This is a genomic window from Arthrobacter sp. ISL-95 (genome assembly GCF_018613695.1).
Classification (GTDB): domain Bacteria; phylum Actinomycetota; class Actinomycetes; order Actinomycetales; family Micrococcaceae; genus Arthrobacter.
This window is the reverse complement of record NZ_JAGGPR010000014.1, coordinates 62,604-79,112: the sequence shown is the minus strand read 5'-3', so window position 1 is coordinate 79,112 and position 16,509 is coordinate 62,604. Positions and strand designations below refer to the sequence as shown.

The 16,509-nt window shown below is 60.1% G+C and carries 19 protein-coding genes and 1 tRNA gene; 13 read left to right on the top strand and 7 right to left on the bottom strand.

The genetic code is table 11. The features are described 5' to 3' along the window. Nucleotides 1-106: 106 nt before the first annotated feature. Both J7I86_RS17780 and J7I86_RS17775 read left to right on the top strand, forming a co-directional pair. Complete coding sequence (locus J7I86_RS17780; protein WP_214822009.1) at nucleotides 107-985, top strand: thioredoxin domain-containing protein; 879 nt, start codon at nucleotides 107-109, stop codon at nucleotides 983-985. A gap of 185 nt (nucleotides 986-1,170) precedes the next feature. Further along, nucleotides 1,171-1,247: transfer RNA gene (locus tag J7I86_RS17775), tRNA-Thr, on the top strand. A gap of 164 nt (nucleotides 1,248-1,411) precedes the next feature. On the opposite strand, the gene J7I86_RS17770 is transcribed toward J7I86_RS17775, so the two are convergent. Beyond that, nucleotides 1,412-1,606 (bottom strand): hypothetical protein, encoded by a 195-nt coding sequence (locus tag J7I86_RS17770; protein ID WP_214821988.1) that lies wholly within the window; start codon nucleotides 1,604-1,606, stop codon nucleotides 1,412-1,414. A 114-nt stretch (nucleotides 1,607-1,720) separates the two neighbouring features. Here J7I86_RS17770 and J7I86_RS17765 point away from each other — a divergent pair, with 114 nt between their 5' ends. From J7I86_RS17765 to J7I86_RS17755, 3 genes are read left to right on the top strand one after another with little or no spacing between them, the layout of a single operon-like run. Continuing rightward, on the top strand, nucleotides 1,721-2,068 hold the full coding sequence (locus J7I86_RS17765; protein WP_214821986.1) for a helix-turn-helix transcriptional regulator: 348 nt from the start codon (nucleotides 1,721-1,723) through the stop codon (nucleotides 2,066-2,068). Then, the gene (locus tag J7I86_RS17760) at nucleotides 2,065-2,526 is read left to right on the top strand and encodes an SRPBCC domain-containing protein (protein ID WP_214821983.1); all 462 of its coding nucleotides are present in this window, start codon (nucleotides 2,065-2,067) and stop codon (nucleotides 2,524-2,526) included. Before J7I86_RS17765 ends, J7I86_RS17760 begins: the two co-directional genes overlap by 4 nt. Next, nucleotides 2,523-3,278: an alpha/beta fold hydrolase gene (locus tag J7I86_RS17755; protein WP_214821980.1), complete on the top strand. Its 756-nt coding sequence runs from the start codon at nucleotides 2,523-2,525 to the stop codon at nucleotides 3,276-3,278. Before J7I86_RS17760 ends, J7I86_RS17755 begins: the two co-directional genes overlap by 4 nt. Nucleotides 3,279-3,333: 55 nt before the next feature. On the opposite strand, the gene J7I86_RS17750 is transcribed toward J7I86_RS17755, so the two are convergent. Next, nucleotides 3,334-3,552, bottom strand: a complete 219-nt coding sequence (locus J7I86_RS17750; protein WP_214821975.1) for a hypothetical protein — start codon at nucleotides 3,550-3,552, stop codon at nucleotides 3,334-3,336. A gap of 15 nt (nucleotides 3,553-3,567) precedes the next feature. Between J7I86_RS17750 and J7I86_RS17745 the strand changes: the two genes are divergently transcribed. Next, nucleotides 3,568-3,987: a hypothetical protein gene (locus tag J7I86_RS17745; RefSeq protein ID WP_214821973.1), complete on the top strand. Its 420-nt coding sequence runs from the start codon at nucleotides 3,568-3,570 to the stop codon at nucleotides 3,985-3,987. A gap of 53 nt (nucleotides 3,988-4,040) precedes the next feature. Here J7I86_RS17745 and J7I86_RS17740 read toward each other — a convergent pair whose 3' ends face one another. Then, entirely contained in the window at nucleotides 4,041-4,349 is a 309-nt protein-coding gene (locus tag J7I86_RS17740) for a hypothetical protein (RefSeq protein WP_214821970.1), read from the bottom strand. Nucleotides 4,350-5,307: 958 nt separating this feature from the next. Between J7I86_RS17740 and J7I86_RS17735 the strand changes: the two genes are divergently transcribed. The 3 genes from J7I86_RS17735 (at nucleotide 5,308) to J7I86_RS17725 (ending at nucleotide 8,897) form a co-directional block, all read left to right on the top strand. After that, entirely contained in the window at nucleotides 5,308-6,678 is a 1,371-nt protein-coding gene (locus J7I86_RS17735) for a uracil-xanthine permease family protein (RefSeq protein WP_214821967.1), read from the top strand. Next, a complete protein-coding gene (locus J7I86_RS17730; RefSeq protein WP_214821965.1) occupies nucleotides 6,675-8,105 on the top strand; it encodes an amidohydrolase family protein in 1,431 nt (476 codons plus the stop codon). Before J7I86_RS17735 ends, J7I86_RS17730 begins: the two co-directional genes overlap by 4 nt. A gap of 81 nt (nucleotides 8,106-8,186) precedes the next feature. Continuing rightward, nucleotides 8,187-8,897, top strand: coding sequence for a sulfite exporter TauE/SafE family protein (locus J7I86_RS17725; RefSeq protein WP_214821963.1), 711 nt, complete (start codon nucleotides 8,187-8,189; stop codon nucleotides 8,895-8,897). On the opposite strand, the gene J7I86_RS17720 is transcribed toward J7I86_RS17725, so the two are convergent. Both J7I86_RS17720 and J7I86_RS17715 read right to left on the bottom strand, forming a co-directional pair. After that, complete coding sequence (locus J7I86_RS17720) at nucleotides 8,868-9,917, bottom strand: LacI family DNA-binding transcriptional regulator (protein WP_214821962.1); 1,050 nt, start codon at nucleotides 9,915-9,917, stop codon at nucleotides 8,868-8,870. The two genes, J7I86_RS17725 and J7I86_RS17720, sit on opposite strands and share 30 nt — an antisense overlap. Before the next feature lie 99 nt (nucleotides 9,918-10,016). Next, nucleotides 10,017-10,619, bottom strand: a complete 603-nt coding sequence (locus J7I86_RS17715) for a TetR/AcrR family transcriptional regulator (RefSeq protein ID WP_214821961.1) — start codon at nucleotides 10,617-10,619, stop codon at nucleotides 10,017-10,019. An 89-nt stretch (nucleotides 10,620-10,708) separates the two neighbouring features. On the opposite strand from J7I86_RS17715, the gene J7I86_RS17710 reads away from it, so the two are divergent. The 4 genes from J7I86_RS17710 to J7I86_RS17695 all read left to right on the top strand — a co-directional run bounded on the left by J7I86_RS17710 (nucleotide 10,709) and on the right by J7I86_RS17695 (nucleotide 14,625). Beyond that, a complete protein-coding gene (locus J7I86_RS17710; RefSeq protein WP_214821960.1) occupies nucleotides 10,709-12,160 on the top strand; it encodes an APC family permease in 1,452 nt (483 codons plus the stop codon). After that, a complete protein-coding gene (locus tag J7I86_RS17705) occupies nucleotides 12,153-13,847 on the top strand; it encodes an amidohydrolase (RefSeq protein ID WP_214821959.1) in 1,695 nt (564 codons plus the stop codon). The genes J7I86_RS17710 and J7I86_RS17705 overlap by 8 nt, the downstream gene beginning before the upstream one ends. A gap of 113 nt (nucleotides 13,848-13,960) precedes the next feature. Continuing rightward, nucleotides 13,961-14,164 carry a helix-turn-helix domain-containing protein gene (locus J7I86_RS17700; RefSeq protein ID WP_214821958.1) on the top strand — a complete coding sequence of 68 codons (204 nt, stop codon included), beginning with the start codon at nucleotides 13,961-13,963 and terminating at the stop codon, nucleotides 14,162-14,164. 8 nt (nucleotides 14,165-14,172) lie between these two features. Then, a complete protein-coding gene (locus J7I86_RS17695; protein WP_214821956.1) occupies nucleotides 14,173-14,625 on the top strand; it encodes a Clp protease N-terminal domain-containing protein in 453 nt (150 codons plus the stop codon). Nucleotides 14,626-14,634: 9 nt separating this feature from the next. Here J7I86_RS17695 and J7I86_RS17690 read toward each other — a convergent pair whose 3' ends face one another. Further along, on the bottom strand, nucleotides 14,635-15,237 hold the full coding sequence (locus J7I86_RS17690) for a DedA family protein (protein ID WP_309476757.1): 603 nt from the start codon (nucleotides 15,235-15,237) through the stop codon (nucleotides 14,635-14,637). A 192-nt stretch (nucleotides 15,238-15,429) separates the two neighbouring features. After that, a complete protein-coding gene (locus J7I86_RS17685; RefSeq protein ID WP_214821948.1) occupies nucleotides 15,430-16,509 on the bottom strand; it encodes a LacI family DNA-binding transcriptional regulator in 1,080 nt (359 codons plus the stop codon).

The following is a 16,509-nucleotide window of genomic DNA, read 5'->3' as shown; positions in this document are numbered from 1 at the left end:
TCAACAGCCGGGTCATAAGGCAGGGGCAAACCTTCAAGTTTGCTCCCGTAAACTGACCCCGTTGCCCCAAGCTATGCACTTTGACGTCGAATACCCCGAGGAACTGATGAGCCCCGCAAACGAACCACGCCTGTCCAAGGCCGAAAAGACCGCCCAGGCGCGGGAGAAAGCGCGAGCAATCCGCGAAGAACAGATCAAGAAGGAGAAGCGCAACAAGCTCCTTGTCGGCTGGGGCATCGTGGCGGCCGTGGTGGCAATCATCGTCGTCATTGCCTTCGTGTTTTTCGGAACTTCCCAGAACAACTCGGCTGTTGCCGATCAGGGTCCGACGCCAGCCAACGGTAACGTTCATGGCGGCATCACGCTGCTGGCCAACACTGAAGTGGTGAAATCGGAACCAGCCACGGTCAACGTGGCCGATGTCCCGGCTCCCCTTGAGACCAAACCCGCTACGGTTACCGTTCCGGGCGGCGAGGCCGAGGCCGGCAAGCCCGTCAAGGTTATCGCCTACATCGACTTCATCTGCCCGGTCTGCAAGCAGTTCGAGACCGCCTACGGCGAATCCCTCACGAACCTTCGCAACGAAGGCAAGATCTCCGTTGAGTACCGCGCCCTGGGCTTCCTTGACCGCCAGTCCACCACCAACTACTCATCCCGTGCAGCCAACGCTGCCGCCTGCGTAGTGAACTCCTCGCCCGAGAAGTACGCGGAATTCTTCGACCTGCTCTTCGAACGCCAGCCTGCTGAGGGTGGAGCGGGCATCTCCGATAACGACCTCAAGAAGATGGCCACCGAAATCGGTGCGGCCAACATCGACTCCTGCATCGACAGCAAGCAGTTCCGTCCGTGGGTGAAGGTTGCCACCCAGGAAGCAGCGGCAATCGGCGTCACTGGTACGCCCACCGTGTTCATCGACGGCAAGCAGTGGGACGGCAAGTCCGACCTGAACGCCGAGATCCAGACGGCAGTCAGCGCCAAGGGCTAAGCCTCGCGGAATTCACGACGGCGGCCGGTCACCCTTTGCGGGTGGCGGGCCGCTGTTTGTTTGTGGCGGTCGCTTTGGAGTGGCTGTTCTTGGCCGCCGTGGAGCCGCGAATTTCGTTGACGGGGATGGTCTGGGCTAACCTTATCTAGCGCACTTTCGCGCTTTGCTTCGGGTAACCGAAGCGTGCCTCCTTAGCTCAGTTGGCCAGAGCACCGCTCTTGTAAAGCGGGGGTCGTCGGTTCGAATCCGACAGGGGGCTCCACGAACCCCTCCATTCCGGCGATTTTGCCCGGAATGGAGGGGTTTTTCGTGTCTGAAATGTAGGGCACTACATGCTGGACGTTTAGGTGAGACAGGCCGCGCCTGACGTCGTATGACTTGTGGCGCCGGTGCGTTCTGTGTCTGCCCAGGACATCTCACGCTGCCCTAGCGGAGCTGTCGCTTGTACTGGAAGCTGTAACCATTGTGGGATTGGCTGTAAACACAGCCGGTCACAAGGTAGCCCTTCTTCGCGTACTGGCCCTGCCAGTACGTGCAGGCGTCCCAAGAGACGTACTGCCATGCGGTGAATCCGGGGATAGCGGCAGTTGCTGCAGGTGCTGCGGCAACGCCTGCCCCCACGGCGATGTCCGCAAGAAAGGCGCGATCGCCACCTCGGGGCTGCTCTTGTCAGAAGGTCAATTAACTGTATGGTTAATTAAACAATCGGTTAAATGCAATTCTGGAAGGCCAGCCATGACCACGACGGTTGAACATCTCGATGCCGCTTTTGCGGCACTCGCGGACCCGACCAGGAGGGCCATTCTGACGACTTTGGCCCGCGGCGATGCGACAGTCTCAGAACTAGCGGCGCCGTTCTCCATGAGCCTCCCGGCGGTTTCGAAACATCTGAAAGTCTTGGAAACCAGCGGACTCATCTCCAGAAGTCGGAGTGCGCAGTACCGCCCCTGCCATCTGGAACGTGTGGTTCTTGATGACATCGGGGAGTGGATCGAGCAACACCGCAGGCTCTGGAACGAGCGGTTCGACAAGCTTGATGAACACCTTCAGGCAATCCAAGGCAGTGAGGACGTCACCGAATGAGCGACCCCGATGTTGTTGCCGCCGATCTGGAGTATTCCCGTGTGTTTGACGCGCCTCGGGAGCTGGTCTTCGACTGCCTCATCACCCCAGAGCATCTTGTCCACTTCTGGGCGCCCCGAGGTTCCAGTGCTCCGGTGGCGCACATGAGGGTTGATCCACGCCCTGGAGGCGTGTTCGAGACTGTCATCGTCAGCGACTCCGATGGAAGTGTCTATGAAACCCATTCCGTGTTTCTCGAGATTGACAGGCCGGAACGACTCGTATGGCAAGAGGGGCATACCGGCATGACCGTCTTCGTGACGCTAACGGCGCTGTCCCAAGGAAAAACGCGCTTGGATCTCCGACAGACGAACGTACCGGCCGTGGTGAGGCTTCCCCGGAATCGAGCAGGGTTCAAAACAACGCTGGACAAATTCGCTGCCTACCTCCTAAATCTTTCGAAAGAGGAACAACTATGAACCAGACCATTTCGTCGGACGGAACCACTATTGCCGTCGACAGCTACGGAAACGGTCCCGCCCTGGTTGTAGTCGTGGGCGCCTTTTGCGACCGACAGTCAAAGAAAGGGCTCACCGCCCGGCTCTCGGATCGTTTCACAATTTTCGAATACGACCGGAGGGGTCGGGGCGACAGTGGGCCGCTCGGCGATAACAGCGTCGAACGCGAGGTGGACGATCTGGCCGCTGTCATCAGTTTGACCGGGCAGTCGCCATTTGTCTTCGGAGACTCCTCCGGGGGAGCTCTCGCGCTGGCGGCCGCAGCAGCCGGGGTGGCTATGAAGAGGATAGCGGTCTTTGAGGTCCCCTTTACTGAAGGACCGAGCTTCACTGTTGCCCAGGAGCTCGCACGCTTGGTTGCTTCGGGCCAGCCCGGGGAAGCGGTGGTTCGATTTTTGGCACTGATGGGCACCCCGGCGCCGGCCGTCGAGGCCATGAGGCAAGGCCCCTACTGGCCGCATATGGAAGCTTTTGCTGCCACACTGCCCATCGATGTTCAGTTATGCAACAACGGAGTTATTCCCCGCGGCCAACTCGGTACCCTCACAGCACCACTTCTGGCACTGGCGGGTGACCGCAGCCCGTGGGCCGAGGACGTGGCCCGAACCATCGCGGCCGCCGCACCTGGCGCTGAGGCGCGTGTCCTCTCCGGCGTCGGGCATGACGTTCCCGACGCTGTTCTCGCTCCGATCCTCGCGGAGTACTTCGCCTGACCCGGCACTATGGCCGTTCCGCGTGAAGAAGATGTAGTCGGTACGACGCGCACCTCTATCCCGAAGCACGCTGTTCCCGGCGCTGGCGGTCCATAGCATTGAGGCGGTCGATGCCAATGGCAATCCGTATGGACAAGACCAGCCGGTGGATCTCGTTGTCTGTCAGGGTCCCCTGCAGGCTCGGAAAATACCGGTATGCGGTACTTCGTGCAATGCCGGCGGCCTGCGTTGGGTCATCGACGGCGGGCGAAGTCCCTGATGCCTTCTGTGTCAAATAACCACGAAAGCAGTGATCTTGCGTAAATTCTTTCGGCTGGCGGCCTCGACTTCGGTCGTCGGGTTGCTCGTCCTTGGTCTCATTGCCTGCGGCGGCCCTTCAGAGGCAGAACGGCTCGTCAATGATATGCAGGATGCGGCAACATCGGTGCCTGGGGTACAAGCCGCCCAAGTGCACGTGAACATGAACACCTCTGGAAACTTCATCACCGCCAAGCTTGTAGGGGCCAGTAACGACGAGGCCGCGCTCTCCCAAGCCCTGAAGGGAGCCCTTCCGGCGATGCTGGAGAAGACCAAGGACTTGGCCTCGGGGACCTTCTCGGTCAGCATCTTCTCCCCTGATGACGCAGTGTCCGTAGGGTCAGACGCTCTTGGCTACACAGGCGGGACATCCCTCTCCGATATCCGGGATTACTTTCTCGACCAGCCCTAGAGCATGTGTCTGCGTAAACCTACTAGGCGGCGGACTAAAACCGTAACCGGCCCCTACTCAGGCTTGAACGATGACAGCCGGCCAATTCTTCGCCGTGCCGCGGCTATCAGAGGACGTGCTGCCAGGGCCCCTGCCTTCAAAGACCCAAGAACCTTATTGAAGCTGCCGTAGAGGCGGCCCCGGCTACGCCAGTTTTGCGTCCATTCCCACGTTGTTCGGATGAAGTGCACAGCCAGCACAACGACGAAGAGTGAGATCACCAGACCAGCAACTGAGGCGGCCACGATCATCACACCCGTGATGTGCACCAGGAGGACGGCAGAGATCACAACTGTGTGTGCGTCAAGAAGTTCCATATTCATTTCTCGTTTTATGCGGGATGGGGATGAGGGTGCCGGAGGCGGAAGCCTGCGGCCAGGTACGTGGATTGCAGGCGTGTTGAGGCCGTCTCCGAGTCAGTCGGAAAACGCCGTCATGCCGCGGGCAGGCCACGACTGCGGAATGACCTCGGAAATCTTCAAAGCTGGGTCAGTCTGCGAATAGGTTCGGCGACGCGGCTGGCGAAGTTCGTTCCTCAGGTGCCACGAACGGTCAAGTCAATGACAGCAGGCACCGCAAACGCACGCATAGACTCCGTCCGGTGTTCTTTCCGGGCATCACTTTTATCGGGTTGTTCCCCACAACAAGCCTTCCTGACCTTGAGTTTCGTTCTATCCTATCGATGAGTACCCGCGCGTTCGTTAGCAACGCGTCACGGACTCGTCAGAATCGCCGGGAGGAGTAACGCTGAGGGCGACTGTGACGCCGTAGAAGTTCACCCCACTCAGCGCCTGAACTGAACTCAGCGCCTCGCCCTGGGCTGACTCTCATAACCCCTTTACGGCCGCCAGTTTCGTTTGATGTGTGTGCCTTCCGAACGAAATGTGACCAGCCTCCAGCTCACCGTGCAAAAGTCACCCAATGATGTCGCTAGGGTCCGGCGCACTGTTGCTCATTGGTGTGAATACCGAGGTGGGCAGGCCAACCAGGCGACGACTCCCAACTCGCCTGATCACGCGGGGGCGCCTCTTTTCGGTTACAAAACTACTCCGGTCATCAAACGGCACATGGCTGCCATTGACATGCCTTGGAAGCGTCGGACATACTCGTCCCAAATCGATTTGGGATCAGATCACAACGTCAGTCCCAAGCAGGTAAGAAGTAGCTTCCATAGGCGCAGCAGACCAATGACGGTTGTACGGCCCTACCGGGCCGTCGCTGCGCCAACCTGACTTTCAGGCACTACAGATGACAGACCATCTTCGAGAGAAGTTATTCATCATGGAACGTACAAAGCTTCACCCCGTGGACGAAGTTCCACCCCTCCGACGCCTCATCCCCCTGGGACTGCAACACGTGATGGTCATGGTTGCGACCCCACTCTCAGCAGTTTTCCTTGTCAGCCAGACTCTCCGACTATCCGACTCCCTCACAACCAATCTGCTCAGCGCCACCTTCATCCTCTCGGGCCTGGGAACGCTCCTCCAGTCGTTCGGCCCATGGAAGATGGGTGCAAAACTACCCTTCGTCATGCTCCCGGGCGGCGCTCCAATCATCATGTTCCTCATGATTGCTCAGGAGCATGGCCTTCAGATGGCTACCGGCGCGGTGATCCTTACCGGCGTCTTCTATTTCGTTGTCCTTCCACTGTTCACCAGACTGCTCAGGTTCTTTCCGACCGTCGTTATTGGAACGATGATCGTCGTCATCGGGATCAACTTGGTCAAACACTCCGCGTTGCTGATAACGGGCCAACCCACCAGTGAAGGCTTTGGGCGCTTCGACCACCTCGCTCTAGGGGTGGCTACGATCCTCCTCATCGTGCTCTTCTATCGTTTTCTTCCGGGCTCTTGGCGGCCGGTCGCTGTCTTGCTGGGCATGGTGGGAGCCACCGCCATAGCCGCGCTTATGGGTTTGGTGAACTTCACTGGCGTCGCTGAGGGCAATGTCATTGCCCTTCCTCAGTTGCTGCCTTTCGGACCTCCGGAGTTCGATCTTCTGGCCTCGCTCCCTTTGCTGATCTTCAGCATTGCCTCGATGGCAGAGGCTACGGGCCAGACAGTCCTCAACGGTGAGGTTGTTGGCAAGGAGATCATTGCCAAGCGCGATGCGCCGAAAACCATCCGGGGCGATGCCATCATGTCGCTCCTGGGAGGCCTGTTCGGTACGTCCCTTATCGTTACCAGCGGCGAAAACATTGGAATCGTCAAAGCGACCGGAGTCCGTACCCGATTCGTCACTGTCACGGCCGGCTTCATCCTCATCCTCATTGGAGTCATCGCCCCGGTCGGACGACTAATGGCGGCAATTCCCACCGCGGTGGTGGGCGGTACAGCGGTCATCGTGTTCTCAATAATTCTGGCAATGGGCATTCAGATGCTACGACGCGTGGACTTCCAAGACCATCGAAACACCATGATCGCCGCGGTCGCTCTCTGCGCGGGACTCATGCCCACCCTCGTACCAGGCATGTACGACGAATTACCACCCAATGCCCGCATCCTGCTGGGCAGCGGCGTCGCGATGACAGCCTTCGTCGGCGTCGTGATGAACATTCTCTTCCTGCATCTGGGAAAGAAGTCCGGCCAAGAGACAAGCACTCCAGACGAAGAATTCCCAGCACCTGAAAACCAAGTGAAAGAGTCCCTGTGAACACTTCAACATCCGTCAAGCACCTGAACACCGACGAGATGCTGCTCCTGCCGGAGCTGCTTCTTCTACCCACTGGACCAGTCCGCGACTACGCGGTGGTCATCGCCGATGGTATTTTCCGCGAGGTGGGCCCCGCCTCCAAGCTCATAGCAGAAAATCCGGCACTTTCACCGGTCCGCCTGGATCACCACCTCCTCATGCCGGGCTTCGTAGATACCCATCACCACCTGACCCAAAGCTTCGGCAAATCGATGATCTGCGGCGAGCCATCGGAGATCTTCCGTCGGCTGTGGGTCCCGTTGGAGCAGCACCTCGACGACGAATCAATCTACGTGGCCTCGAAGCTGGCCGCCTTGGAGTCACTTCGAGGAGGGTTTACCACCGTCTGTGACGCGGGAACACGAGCAAGTGTTGATGTGGGAACGGTCGCAGCTGCAACGCAGGACGTCGGCCTTCGTACCGTGCTGGGCTACATCTGCAACGACATTGCTCCCGACGGTTCCTCCTTGGATTACGCAACGGTCATGCATGCTGCGGAGCGTCATCTCAGTCGTTGGGACGGGGGGTCCCTTGTCCACCCATCTCTGGCCGTGTCCATCCCTGAAGCAGCAAGCCAAGCTGTCCTTCGTGATACCTCACTTCTTGCCCATGAAGCCGGTGCCACCTACCAGGTTCACTTGAACGAACACCTGGCCTCGGTTGAGCGCTCCATCGAACGCTGGGGGCTCAGGCCACTGGAATACATGAATTCAGTCGGCGCGCTCGGCCCGCAAACACTGGCCGCCCATGCCACACTCCTGACTCCTTATGAACTCCGGCTCCTCGAAGAAACAGACTGTGCTGTCAGCTACAACCCGGTCGCCAGCGCATGGAAGGGAAACGCCGTAGCACCAGCCCTGCACTTTGCCGAGAGGTCTATTCGCTTCGGGATCGGCACGGACGGTACCAGAAGCGACGGTTTCCGATTGCTCGACATCGCCGAACTGGCCCAACGACTGGCTTTTGGCATCCAAACGGGCGACTCCTCCTGCGGCGGTGGCTGGACATGGCTGCATCACGCGACCCAAGGAGGGGCTGAAGCCGCCGGTCTCGGGGCGGTCACTGGAGAGATCGCAGTGGGTAAATCCGCTGATTTCCTCGTATTGGATTGGTCGGTTCCGGAGATGCAACCATCGTGGGATCCCAGCTGGGAGCTTGTCAGGTATGCCAACCGCGATCAGATCATGGCTGTCGTCGTCGCCGGCAAGCTGAGGCTCTGGGAAGGATGGCCTGTGGAGTGGGACGCCCAAGCCTTCATGGTTGAAGCTCAAGAAGTTGCACACCGTGTCATGGCAAAAGCGCCCGTCCGGCGCCTGCATCCAACAGCTACCGAACATCAGCTGTTGCGCCAGCGCTCCAAAGCGGGCACACCCTCTCTTGTGGGTTAGGAGGTTCCGTGGCGCCGAAAGGAGTTTCTTCGGCGCCGCGGCCCTTGGCTTTGCTGCAAGACAACCGACAGAAGGAAACAAGTGAGCACGCAAATATTCATCCTGGTGGCGATAACCGTAGCCGTGGCATCCCTGGTGCAGGGAAGCACGGGGATGGGATTCGCCCTGATCGTGGCCCCTGTGGTGGGGCTCTTTGAACCGCAGCTGTTGCCGGTGCTGTTGCTGGTCCTCATGCTGCCATTGAACGCCTACGTTGTTTGGCGGGAACGCCATGCCCTCGATCTACGTGGAGCAGGTTGGATCACCATCGGCCGGGTAGCCGGCACAGCCGGCGGATTCTGGGTTCTCGTCGCCGTTCCCCCTTCGGGTTTGAGCCTGCTCATTGGCATCTCAACAATTCTTGCCGCCCTCGTCTCCCTGATCATTCCATCCTTCAAGGCCGGACGAGGAGCCTTGCTGGCAGTTGGAACGATCACGGGCATCACCGAGACAGCAACCGGTATTGGGGGACCCCCGTTGGTTCTGGCCTACCAGCACCGGCCGGCAGCAGTTTTGCGCTCCACCGTGGCCTTCTGCTTTCTCGTCGGGGAGGTGATGTCGCTGGCGTTGCTCGCTGCAACGGGAAACGTCCATTTTGAACAGTTCCAGATGGCATTGTTCCTTCTACCGGCCTTGGCCGTCGGTGCTGTGGCCAGTGCAGCGATTCATCACCGTCTGGGAGGTAAACGCATGAGGACCATCGTGCTCACCTTCGCCCTGGTCTCAGGAGTCGCTGTTCTGTTCCAAGGCTGACCGGTCAACCATGACGGACGACGCCCGTGGGATCAGTTCAGGTTCCGGGCCGAGGACCACATGTCGGGAACGGTTCCCGGAGCGGTGCTCAAGCAGGAGGTCGACGGCGAGGTCAGCAGCGTCGGCCAGGTGAAGATTGACCGCCGTCAGCGGGGGCACGGACGTCTGAGCCCGGAGCCCGTTATAGCGGGTGACCACCCTGACGTCCGCAGGGATTCTCTTGCCGCTTTCGTGGAGGCCCCGGACGACGCCAACGGCGAAAGCATCCACCAAGGCACAAATACCGTCAACTTCAGGATGTGACTCCAGGAGGGCGAGGGCCGCGCGATAACCGCCGTCCTCGCCCTCCTCTTCGTCCAATCGAATGACGAGCGACTCGAGGTGGTGTTCCGCTGTGAACTCCTCGTAGGCCCTGGAAACATCTATGTACGAGTGCCTCTGTTGGGAACCGATGATCAGTGCGATGGAACGGGAACCCTGCTCAAACAGGTGCTCCAGCAGGAGGTTCCCTGTACGGTGGGACTGCATGTCGATGTAGGGGATTTCAGTCTCTGCCTCGGGCTGCCGGCCCAGGCTCACTACCGGAACTCCCAGTGCACGTAACCGGCCCGTGGCCGGGTCATTTTCCTCGGGTTCAACAACCACTGCGCCGTCAATATCGAATTGATCCAGTTCCGGACGTTCCCGTAGCGGCGGCACGAGAATCATTGCGAAACCACTCAGCAGCGCTGTTTCAGCCGCAGAGGCCGCCACCTCCATGAAGAACCCAAGCTTTGAAGGACCAGCAGCAACCGAAGCGGGCATCGAAGCGACGAGACCAAGCGTCTGCGCGCTACCAGTACGGAGTCGCTGGGCCCGGATGTTGGGCCTGTATCCGAGCTCCTCGGCCGCTAAGTGCACCCGCGCTTTGGTGCCGGGGTCGACGTATCCCCGGTTGTTCAGGGCGTGTGACACTGTTGTCCTGGATACGGCTGCCACTCGTGCGACGTCACTGATGGTGGGACGTTTCTCCGAACCCAATTACTTCCTCCCGGCGAGCTGGTGCTCGAAGAGTACCACGCACTGAATGCACATTTGTCGGACACGGGATACGGGCAGGGTGGTCGTTCGGGGCCCCTTTCAGGCCGAAGTCCGGCACCCAATCTGCTCGGCAAACGCGAGCATTGCCTCGCGGGCCATGTCGACGGTAACCAGCCTGTTTCCTGCCACAATATGCAAGCTGTATGCGTCTTCGAGCGCCACCATGTTCATTGTGGCTTGATCGAGATCGGCGGAAATAGTGAAGGCGCCGGACGCATTGCCTTCCTCAAAAATGGCGCGGTATGTGGCGGTCTGGCGCAAGTACATCTGCTGAACCAGGGTGTCGTGCAGGTCCGACTGGCCGGCCATGAAATCGAACTCGTAAAGCAGTCGCATGAGGGCGTCGTCGGGTCCGCTGGGCAGTCCCGCGGCAATGGCTGCCCGCAGCTTTTCAGCCGGTGATTCAAGTTCAGCCACCACGCTGTCCCGGTGGTCGCAGAAACGCTCCGTACCGGCGCGGTGGGCTTCCACCAGGAGAGCATCCAGATCATCGAAGTAGTAGAGCAGCGCCCCTCTGGTCAGCCCCGCCCTTTTGGCGACGTCGGTCAGGGACAGGGAGCGCAGCCCCTGTGTGGAGGCTTCCTTGAGTGCCGCCTCGACGAGCTCGGAGCGGCGCCGTTCCTGCGTGTTGGGTCTTGCCATGCTCTTGACACTATCCGATGTGAACTGCCACACTCCAATAGTTATTTGACGCTGACGTCAAAAAACTAAATCGACCTGAATGGACTCCCATGGAACAGCCCATCACCTCCGTTCCCGCGCAGCCTCCCAAACCTGTAAGCGGGACAGCAGGAAACTATGACGCCTCCTTGTCCCGCAGTCTGGGGCTTGGCGGCAATATCCTCATCACTTTGTCGTCGATTTCGCCTGCTTCCAGCGTCTTCATCCTCGGCGGCGCCGCCTTGACGGCTTTCGGCACCGGGGTGGTGTGGGGATTTCTCATAGCCGGCGTCGTCAGCATCCTTGTGGCCTTTTGCTATGCGGAACTCGCGTCCGCCTATCCCGTAGCGGGCGGCGACTATTCGCTGGTGTCCCGGGCGTTGGGACCGGCTTTTGGTGTCGCCACCTTTTTCATCAGTTTGGTGTCCCTGCCCCTGATTGTGGCGGTCTTCGCCCTGGGTGTTGCCGACTACCTCGGAGTGGCCTTTGCAGGGCTGTCGCCGCAGCAGACGGCACTGGTAGTGGTGGTTCTCACCACCGTCACGGCCTGCTTCAACATCCGGACCAACGCCTGGCTGACGGGCGTCTTCCTGTTCATTGAAATGGCCGCACTGGTACTTCTGGCAGTCCTGGGCCTCGTCCACATTGAGCGCCCAGTTGAGTCTCTCTTCACTGCCCAGGCTCTGGACCCGGCCACTGGCTCCTTGGCCCCGCTCGCCATCTCCGGGCTCATGATTGCCGTGACACAGGGCATCTTCTCCTTCAACGGTTACGGGGGAGCGGTTTACTTCGCCGAGGAAACCAAGAACCCCACAAAGACGTTGGCCCGTGCGGTGATCTGGAGTGCGGCCGTGACTATCGCCGCAGAAATAATCCCGCTGGGTGCGATCCTCCTGGGGGCTTCATCCCAAGAGGAATTGTTCGGCTCGGTGCTCCCCGTAGAGGCTTTCCTGAGCGAACGTGCAGGGGACGCCGTGACCATGTTGGTCCTCTTGTCCGTCGCGTTTGCCATCGTTAACGCCATCATTGCCATCACCCTCCAGGCCGGCCGCCTGCTATATGCGGCCGCACGTGATCAGGCGCTGCCAGCAGGTCTTTCCCGCGGCCTGCGGCAAGTGAGCAGCAAGGGCCAGGTACCCGTAGTCGCCACAGCCGTCATGGGCGTGTTCGCCTTCGTGGCGTGCTTCGTCCCTATCGACGTTCTTCTGACCGCCACAGGGTCCACGCTCACTTTCAGCTATCTCTTCATCGCGCTGGCCGCCATCAACCACCGCCGGACAAACCGGAATCGGACAGGCTACCGGATGCCGTGGTGGCCATTGCCTCCCGCCCTGTGTATTGCGGCACTGGGCTTGGTTTTCATCGTGGCCATCCTGGATCCGGCGCAATGGCTGAGCCTGGGCATTTCCTTGGTATTCGTGGCTGCCGGCTTCATTTACTACTTCCTGTATCTCCGGCCGCGGAGCGGGACCCACCTGCTGTTACTTGACGCTGTTATTGAGGAGGAGAACCACAATGCTTGACCTGCTGCTCCACAACGGAGCTGTCCGCACGTTTGACGACGCCGGATGGGCCCAGTCTGTCGGCATCACCGGCGGCGTCATCACCTATGTGGGAACGGACAGTGACGCTCCAGCGGCCCGACGGCGGATCGACCTAAGTGGGCGGCTGCTGACACCCGGTGTCATCGACAGCCACAACCACCTGCTCCTAGGGTTCGATCCCGACGCCGTCAGCCTGGAGGGTGCACATTCCTTGGCGGAGGTCCGCCAGCGGATCGCTAATCACGCCAGGGAGCGTCCGGATCTGGACTGGGTGTGCGCCGAGAACGCTGTGTATTCAGTGGTGGAAGGTAGGCGGCCCAACGCCGGAGATCTTCGGGGCCTGACTGACCGCCCGGTGTTCATCACCACCTATGACCAACACTCAGTATGGCTCAACGACGCCGCCCTGCGGGTGCTTGGAATTGATCGCGGCACTTCCATCCCATGGGGCCGTCCGGAAGTAGGAGTCGATGGCAAGCCGACCGGCTGGGTCACCGACTTCTACACAAGCGCGATGACCACCGCGGGCTTGCGGGGACTTCAACGCGACATCCCCATGTATTCTCCGGACCGCCGCTATCGGCGGATCACCTCAAGTTTGGCGATGGCGGCAGCCAGCGGCATCACCACGGTGGTGGAGCCCCAAGTTCCACTCGCGGAGCTTGACCTGATGTACCGGGCGCGACGGGAAGGGAAAATGCACTCCCGGGTGATCACTGCTCTCTTCCATCCAGTTGGTTCCGATGCGGAGTTCCGAAAGGATCTGCGCGAGGCAGTGGACAGTGCGCCAGTGGACGACATGCTTCGGCTTGGGCCGGTCAAGCTCTACGCCGATGATGTGATTGAACCGCACACCGCTGCCATGCTCGCCGACTATGCCAACAGGCCGGGCCACCGAGGAGCACCGAGCATGCCGCCGAACGAGTTCACTGCGATGCTCGGGGAGTTGGACCGCATGGGCTTCCAGACTCACACGCACGCAACCGGAGACCTGGGCGTACGAATGGCTCTGGACGCGATCGAGCAAGCCCAGCACCAAAACCACACCGCCGACCGCCGGCACGGGATTGTCCATGTGGAGTGCCTCGACGACGCCGACTTGCCCAGGTTCGCCCAATTGGGTGTTGTTCCGGCCATGCAGCCACGGCACTGCTCACCCGACCTGGTGGCCGGTACGTGGATGGACAACGTAGGCGAGGAACGCTGGGACCGTGCCTGGCGGTTTAAGTCCCTTGCCAAGTCAGGGGCCCGCTTAGCCTTCTCCAGCGATTGGCAAGTGGGAGAGATGGATCCGATCGTGGGCTTCTACTCGGCACTGACAAGGGCAGGCCTCGACGGCGCCTCGGCTTGGACCCCTGACGAGCGCCTCGATCTGGACACAACCATCCGCGCCTACACGCAAGGCGGTGCTTGGGCCTGGCACGCAGAAGCAGAACTGGGCGTCATCCGCGTAGGTGCGAGGGCCGACGTCGTGGTCTGGTCGGCGAACCTGTACGCCTTGGAAGCATCCGCACTTCTCGGTGAGCGGGCCGACCTGACCATCATCAATGGCGCGGTGGTCCACGATGCCCGGAGGGAGTTTACCGAGGAGCCGCCAGTGCAAGCCGCTGCTGCCCTTGCGACTCAGGGCATCCCTTCCTCCGCGCACTCAACGTGCTCACACTAACGGCAAGCTCCCCAGGACGAAGGGATCCCATGGGGCCGTGAGCCGTCAGTCCAGGCAAAGTGACTTGTCAGGCTAGGTTGACAGAACTACTCCGTCAGCCTAGCCTGACAAGCATGGGAACTGATGATCTTTCCGAGCAGATCCATTCGACGAACCCCGCCGTTGGCCTACGCGCGGTGGGAGCTCTTCACCGCTTGGCCGAGCAGGTGGAGGCTACCCACGTGAAAGCGGCTCGCGAGCAGGGTTGGACGTGGGAGCAAATCGGTGACGCCCTAGGTGTCTCCCGGCAATCAGTACACGCAAAATACAAGGAGTGATTTGAGTCATGTTTGAACAATTTGCCCGCGACACCCGCAGGATCGTGGGGTACGCCATGGAAGAAGCCCGAGGCAGGGGTGATAAGCGGCTGGGAACGGAACACCTGCTTTTGGGGGCGCTCCACGAACCGGAACCTTCTGCGGTCCTCGGTATCACCCTGGAAGATGCGCATAACGCAGCGTCACGGTTGGATGCCGACGCGCTGAAGGCTATCGGGCTCGAAACCAAGAATCTCAAGGGGGCCGCGATGCCAACAAAGGGGAGGAAGCCGCCGTTCAGTTCGGGCGCCAAGGAGGTGATGGCACACATGGTGAAACAGGCAATGGATCAGAAGGCCAGGCAGATCACGACATCGAACCTTCTAATGGCGCTTCTGGACCGCGAAGAACACGACCCCGTGTCTGCGCTCTTGGAAGAACTGAAGGTGGACAAAACGACAGTTCGGGCCCGACTCCGGTGAAGGGCTCAGCTACCGAGTGCCTTCCTTGCGCTTCTTGACCCGCCGGATGATGAGCCACACGACGAACGCGGCAAGCCCTGCGTACACGGCGTAATTGAGGAATCGAGAGTACTGATCAACCAAGTGATATTGCTTGCCGAGAAGTGCTCCCGCACCAATGAGCAGGGCATTCCATACGCCCGTCCCCGCGACAGTAAAGATGCTGAACGTCACCAGGTTCATGCGTTCGGCACCTGCCGGCAGGGAAATGAGGCTGCGCACGCCGGGTAGCAGCCTGCCAAAGAAGATGGCTGACCTGCCGTGGCGCTTGAACCAATCGGCGGCCTTCTCGAAATCTTCGCGGTCAACCAACGGGAGCTTTGAAAGCAGCTTGATGGACCTCTCCAACCCCACCTTGTAGCCCAGCCAGTAGAGAAGCATCGCTCCGGCATAGGCGCCCAGTGTGCTGGTGACAAACACCAGGATCAGGTTAATGCCGCCCTGTTGGGTAAGGAATCCGGCCAGTGGGAGGATCACCTCACTGGGTATGGGCGGAAAAATAGTCTCCAAGAGCGTCAGCAAGCCCACGCCCCATTCACCAAGGGCCTCGATTACCTGCGCGGCGATCCCCACAATCCCGGTTAACTCATCGGCTGCATCAGTCGCCCTGAGAAAGCTGATCAGTTCGATCTCCCTTCATGACGGACGCTTCAAAAAAAGACCTGACGGTGGCAAAGGGAAGCCCAGTGATGGGGGACCACTGGGCTTCCACCTCAACGCTATTCCCCTTGGCGCCGTCGAGCAACAAGCAACGTCAAGAGGTTTCTAGGCAGCAGTGTGCACAGCAACGGAAGCACGCTCAACTGCCGGGCAGGCGATCTTTACTGCGGACTCGAGCGGCGCAGCGTCAAGGCCCAGCAGCATTCGAACGCCCGCCGCACCTAGTTCGTAATGGGGCAGTGACACGGTTGATAGGGGCGGACGCAAGTGCGCTGCGATGACCTCCTGGTTGTCGAAACCCACCACGGCAATGTCATCCGGAATGGAGAGGCCGTTTTCCCGCAGGCCGTCGTAGAGGCCCATTGCCATGCGGTCGTTGTAGCAATAAACGGCGCTGACATTGCGTTTGAGCAGTTCATCGGTGGCGCCGAAGCCACCCTCCTGATCTGGGTAGGCTTCCAAAACCAAATCGGCGTCGAAGGGGATTCCGGCGGCCTCCAGTGCGTTCCTGTAGCCCTGGAGTCGTCCGTCCCGGGCGGGAGCGGGAGTGGTGGTGTTGATGAAGGCGATTCGTCGGTGGCCGCCTCGGAGCAGAATCTCGGTGGCGGACTGTCCTCCCTGTGCCTCATCGGGTACTACGGCGCGGGCCGTACCGGCTTCTGGGGAGAAACAGTTGACCAGGACAAAATCCGCCTCGCGAAGGGTTTCCGGAATATCAGTGGGGCGGTGGAACCACGTTGAGTACAGGATGCCGCGGACCTTGTATTCCAGCATCATGGCGATTGCGTCTTTTTCGAGGTCCTGGTTGCCTTCGGTGTTGGCGATCAGGAGCGCGTAACCATGTTTCCAGGCTTCGTCCTGAGCCCCATGGATGATCTGGCCGGCGAAGGGCGTGGTGGCTACGCCGTCGGCGACCAACCCAATGAACTTTGAGGTTCCGCTGACCAACGTTTTGGCCATGGCATTTGGGCGGTAGCCCAGCTGGGCGATCGCCTCCGTGACCCGTTGACGTGTCTCATCCGCGATGCGTGCGTTCTTCTTTTTGTTGATGACCAACGAGACCGTGGCAGTGGAAACACCGGCTAGTTCAGCGACTTCGCGGAGGGTCACCGGATTGGCGCGGTCTGCTTTGGCATGAACTATGGGGCTGGCCGCGTTGCCTGAATTTTTCTCCTGCGAAATCAT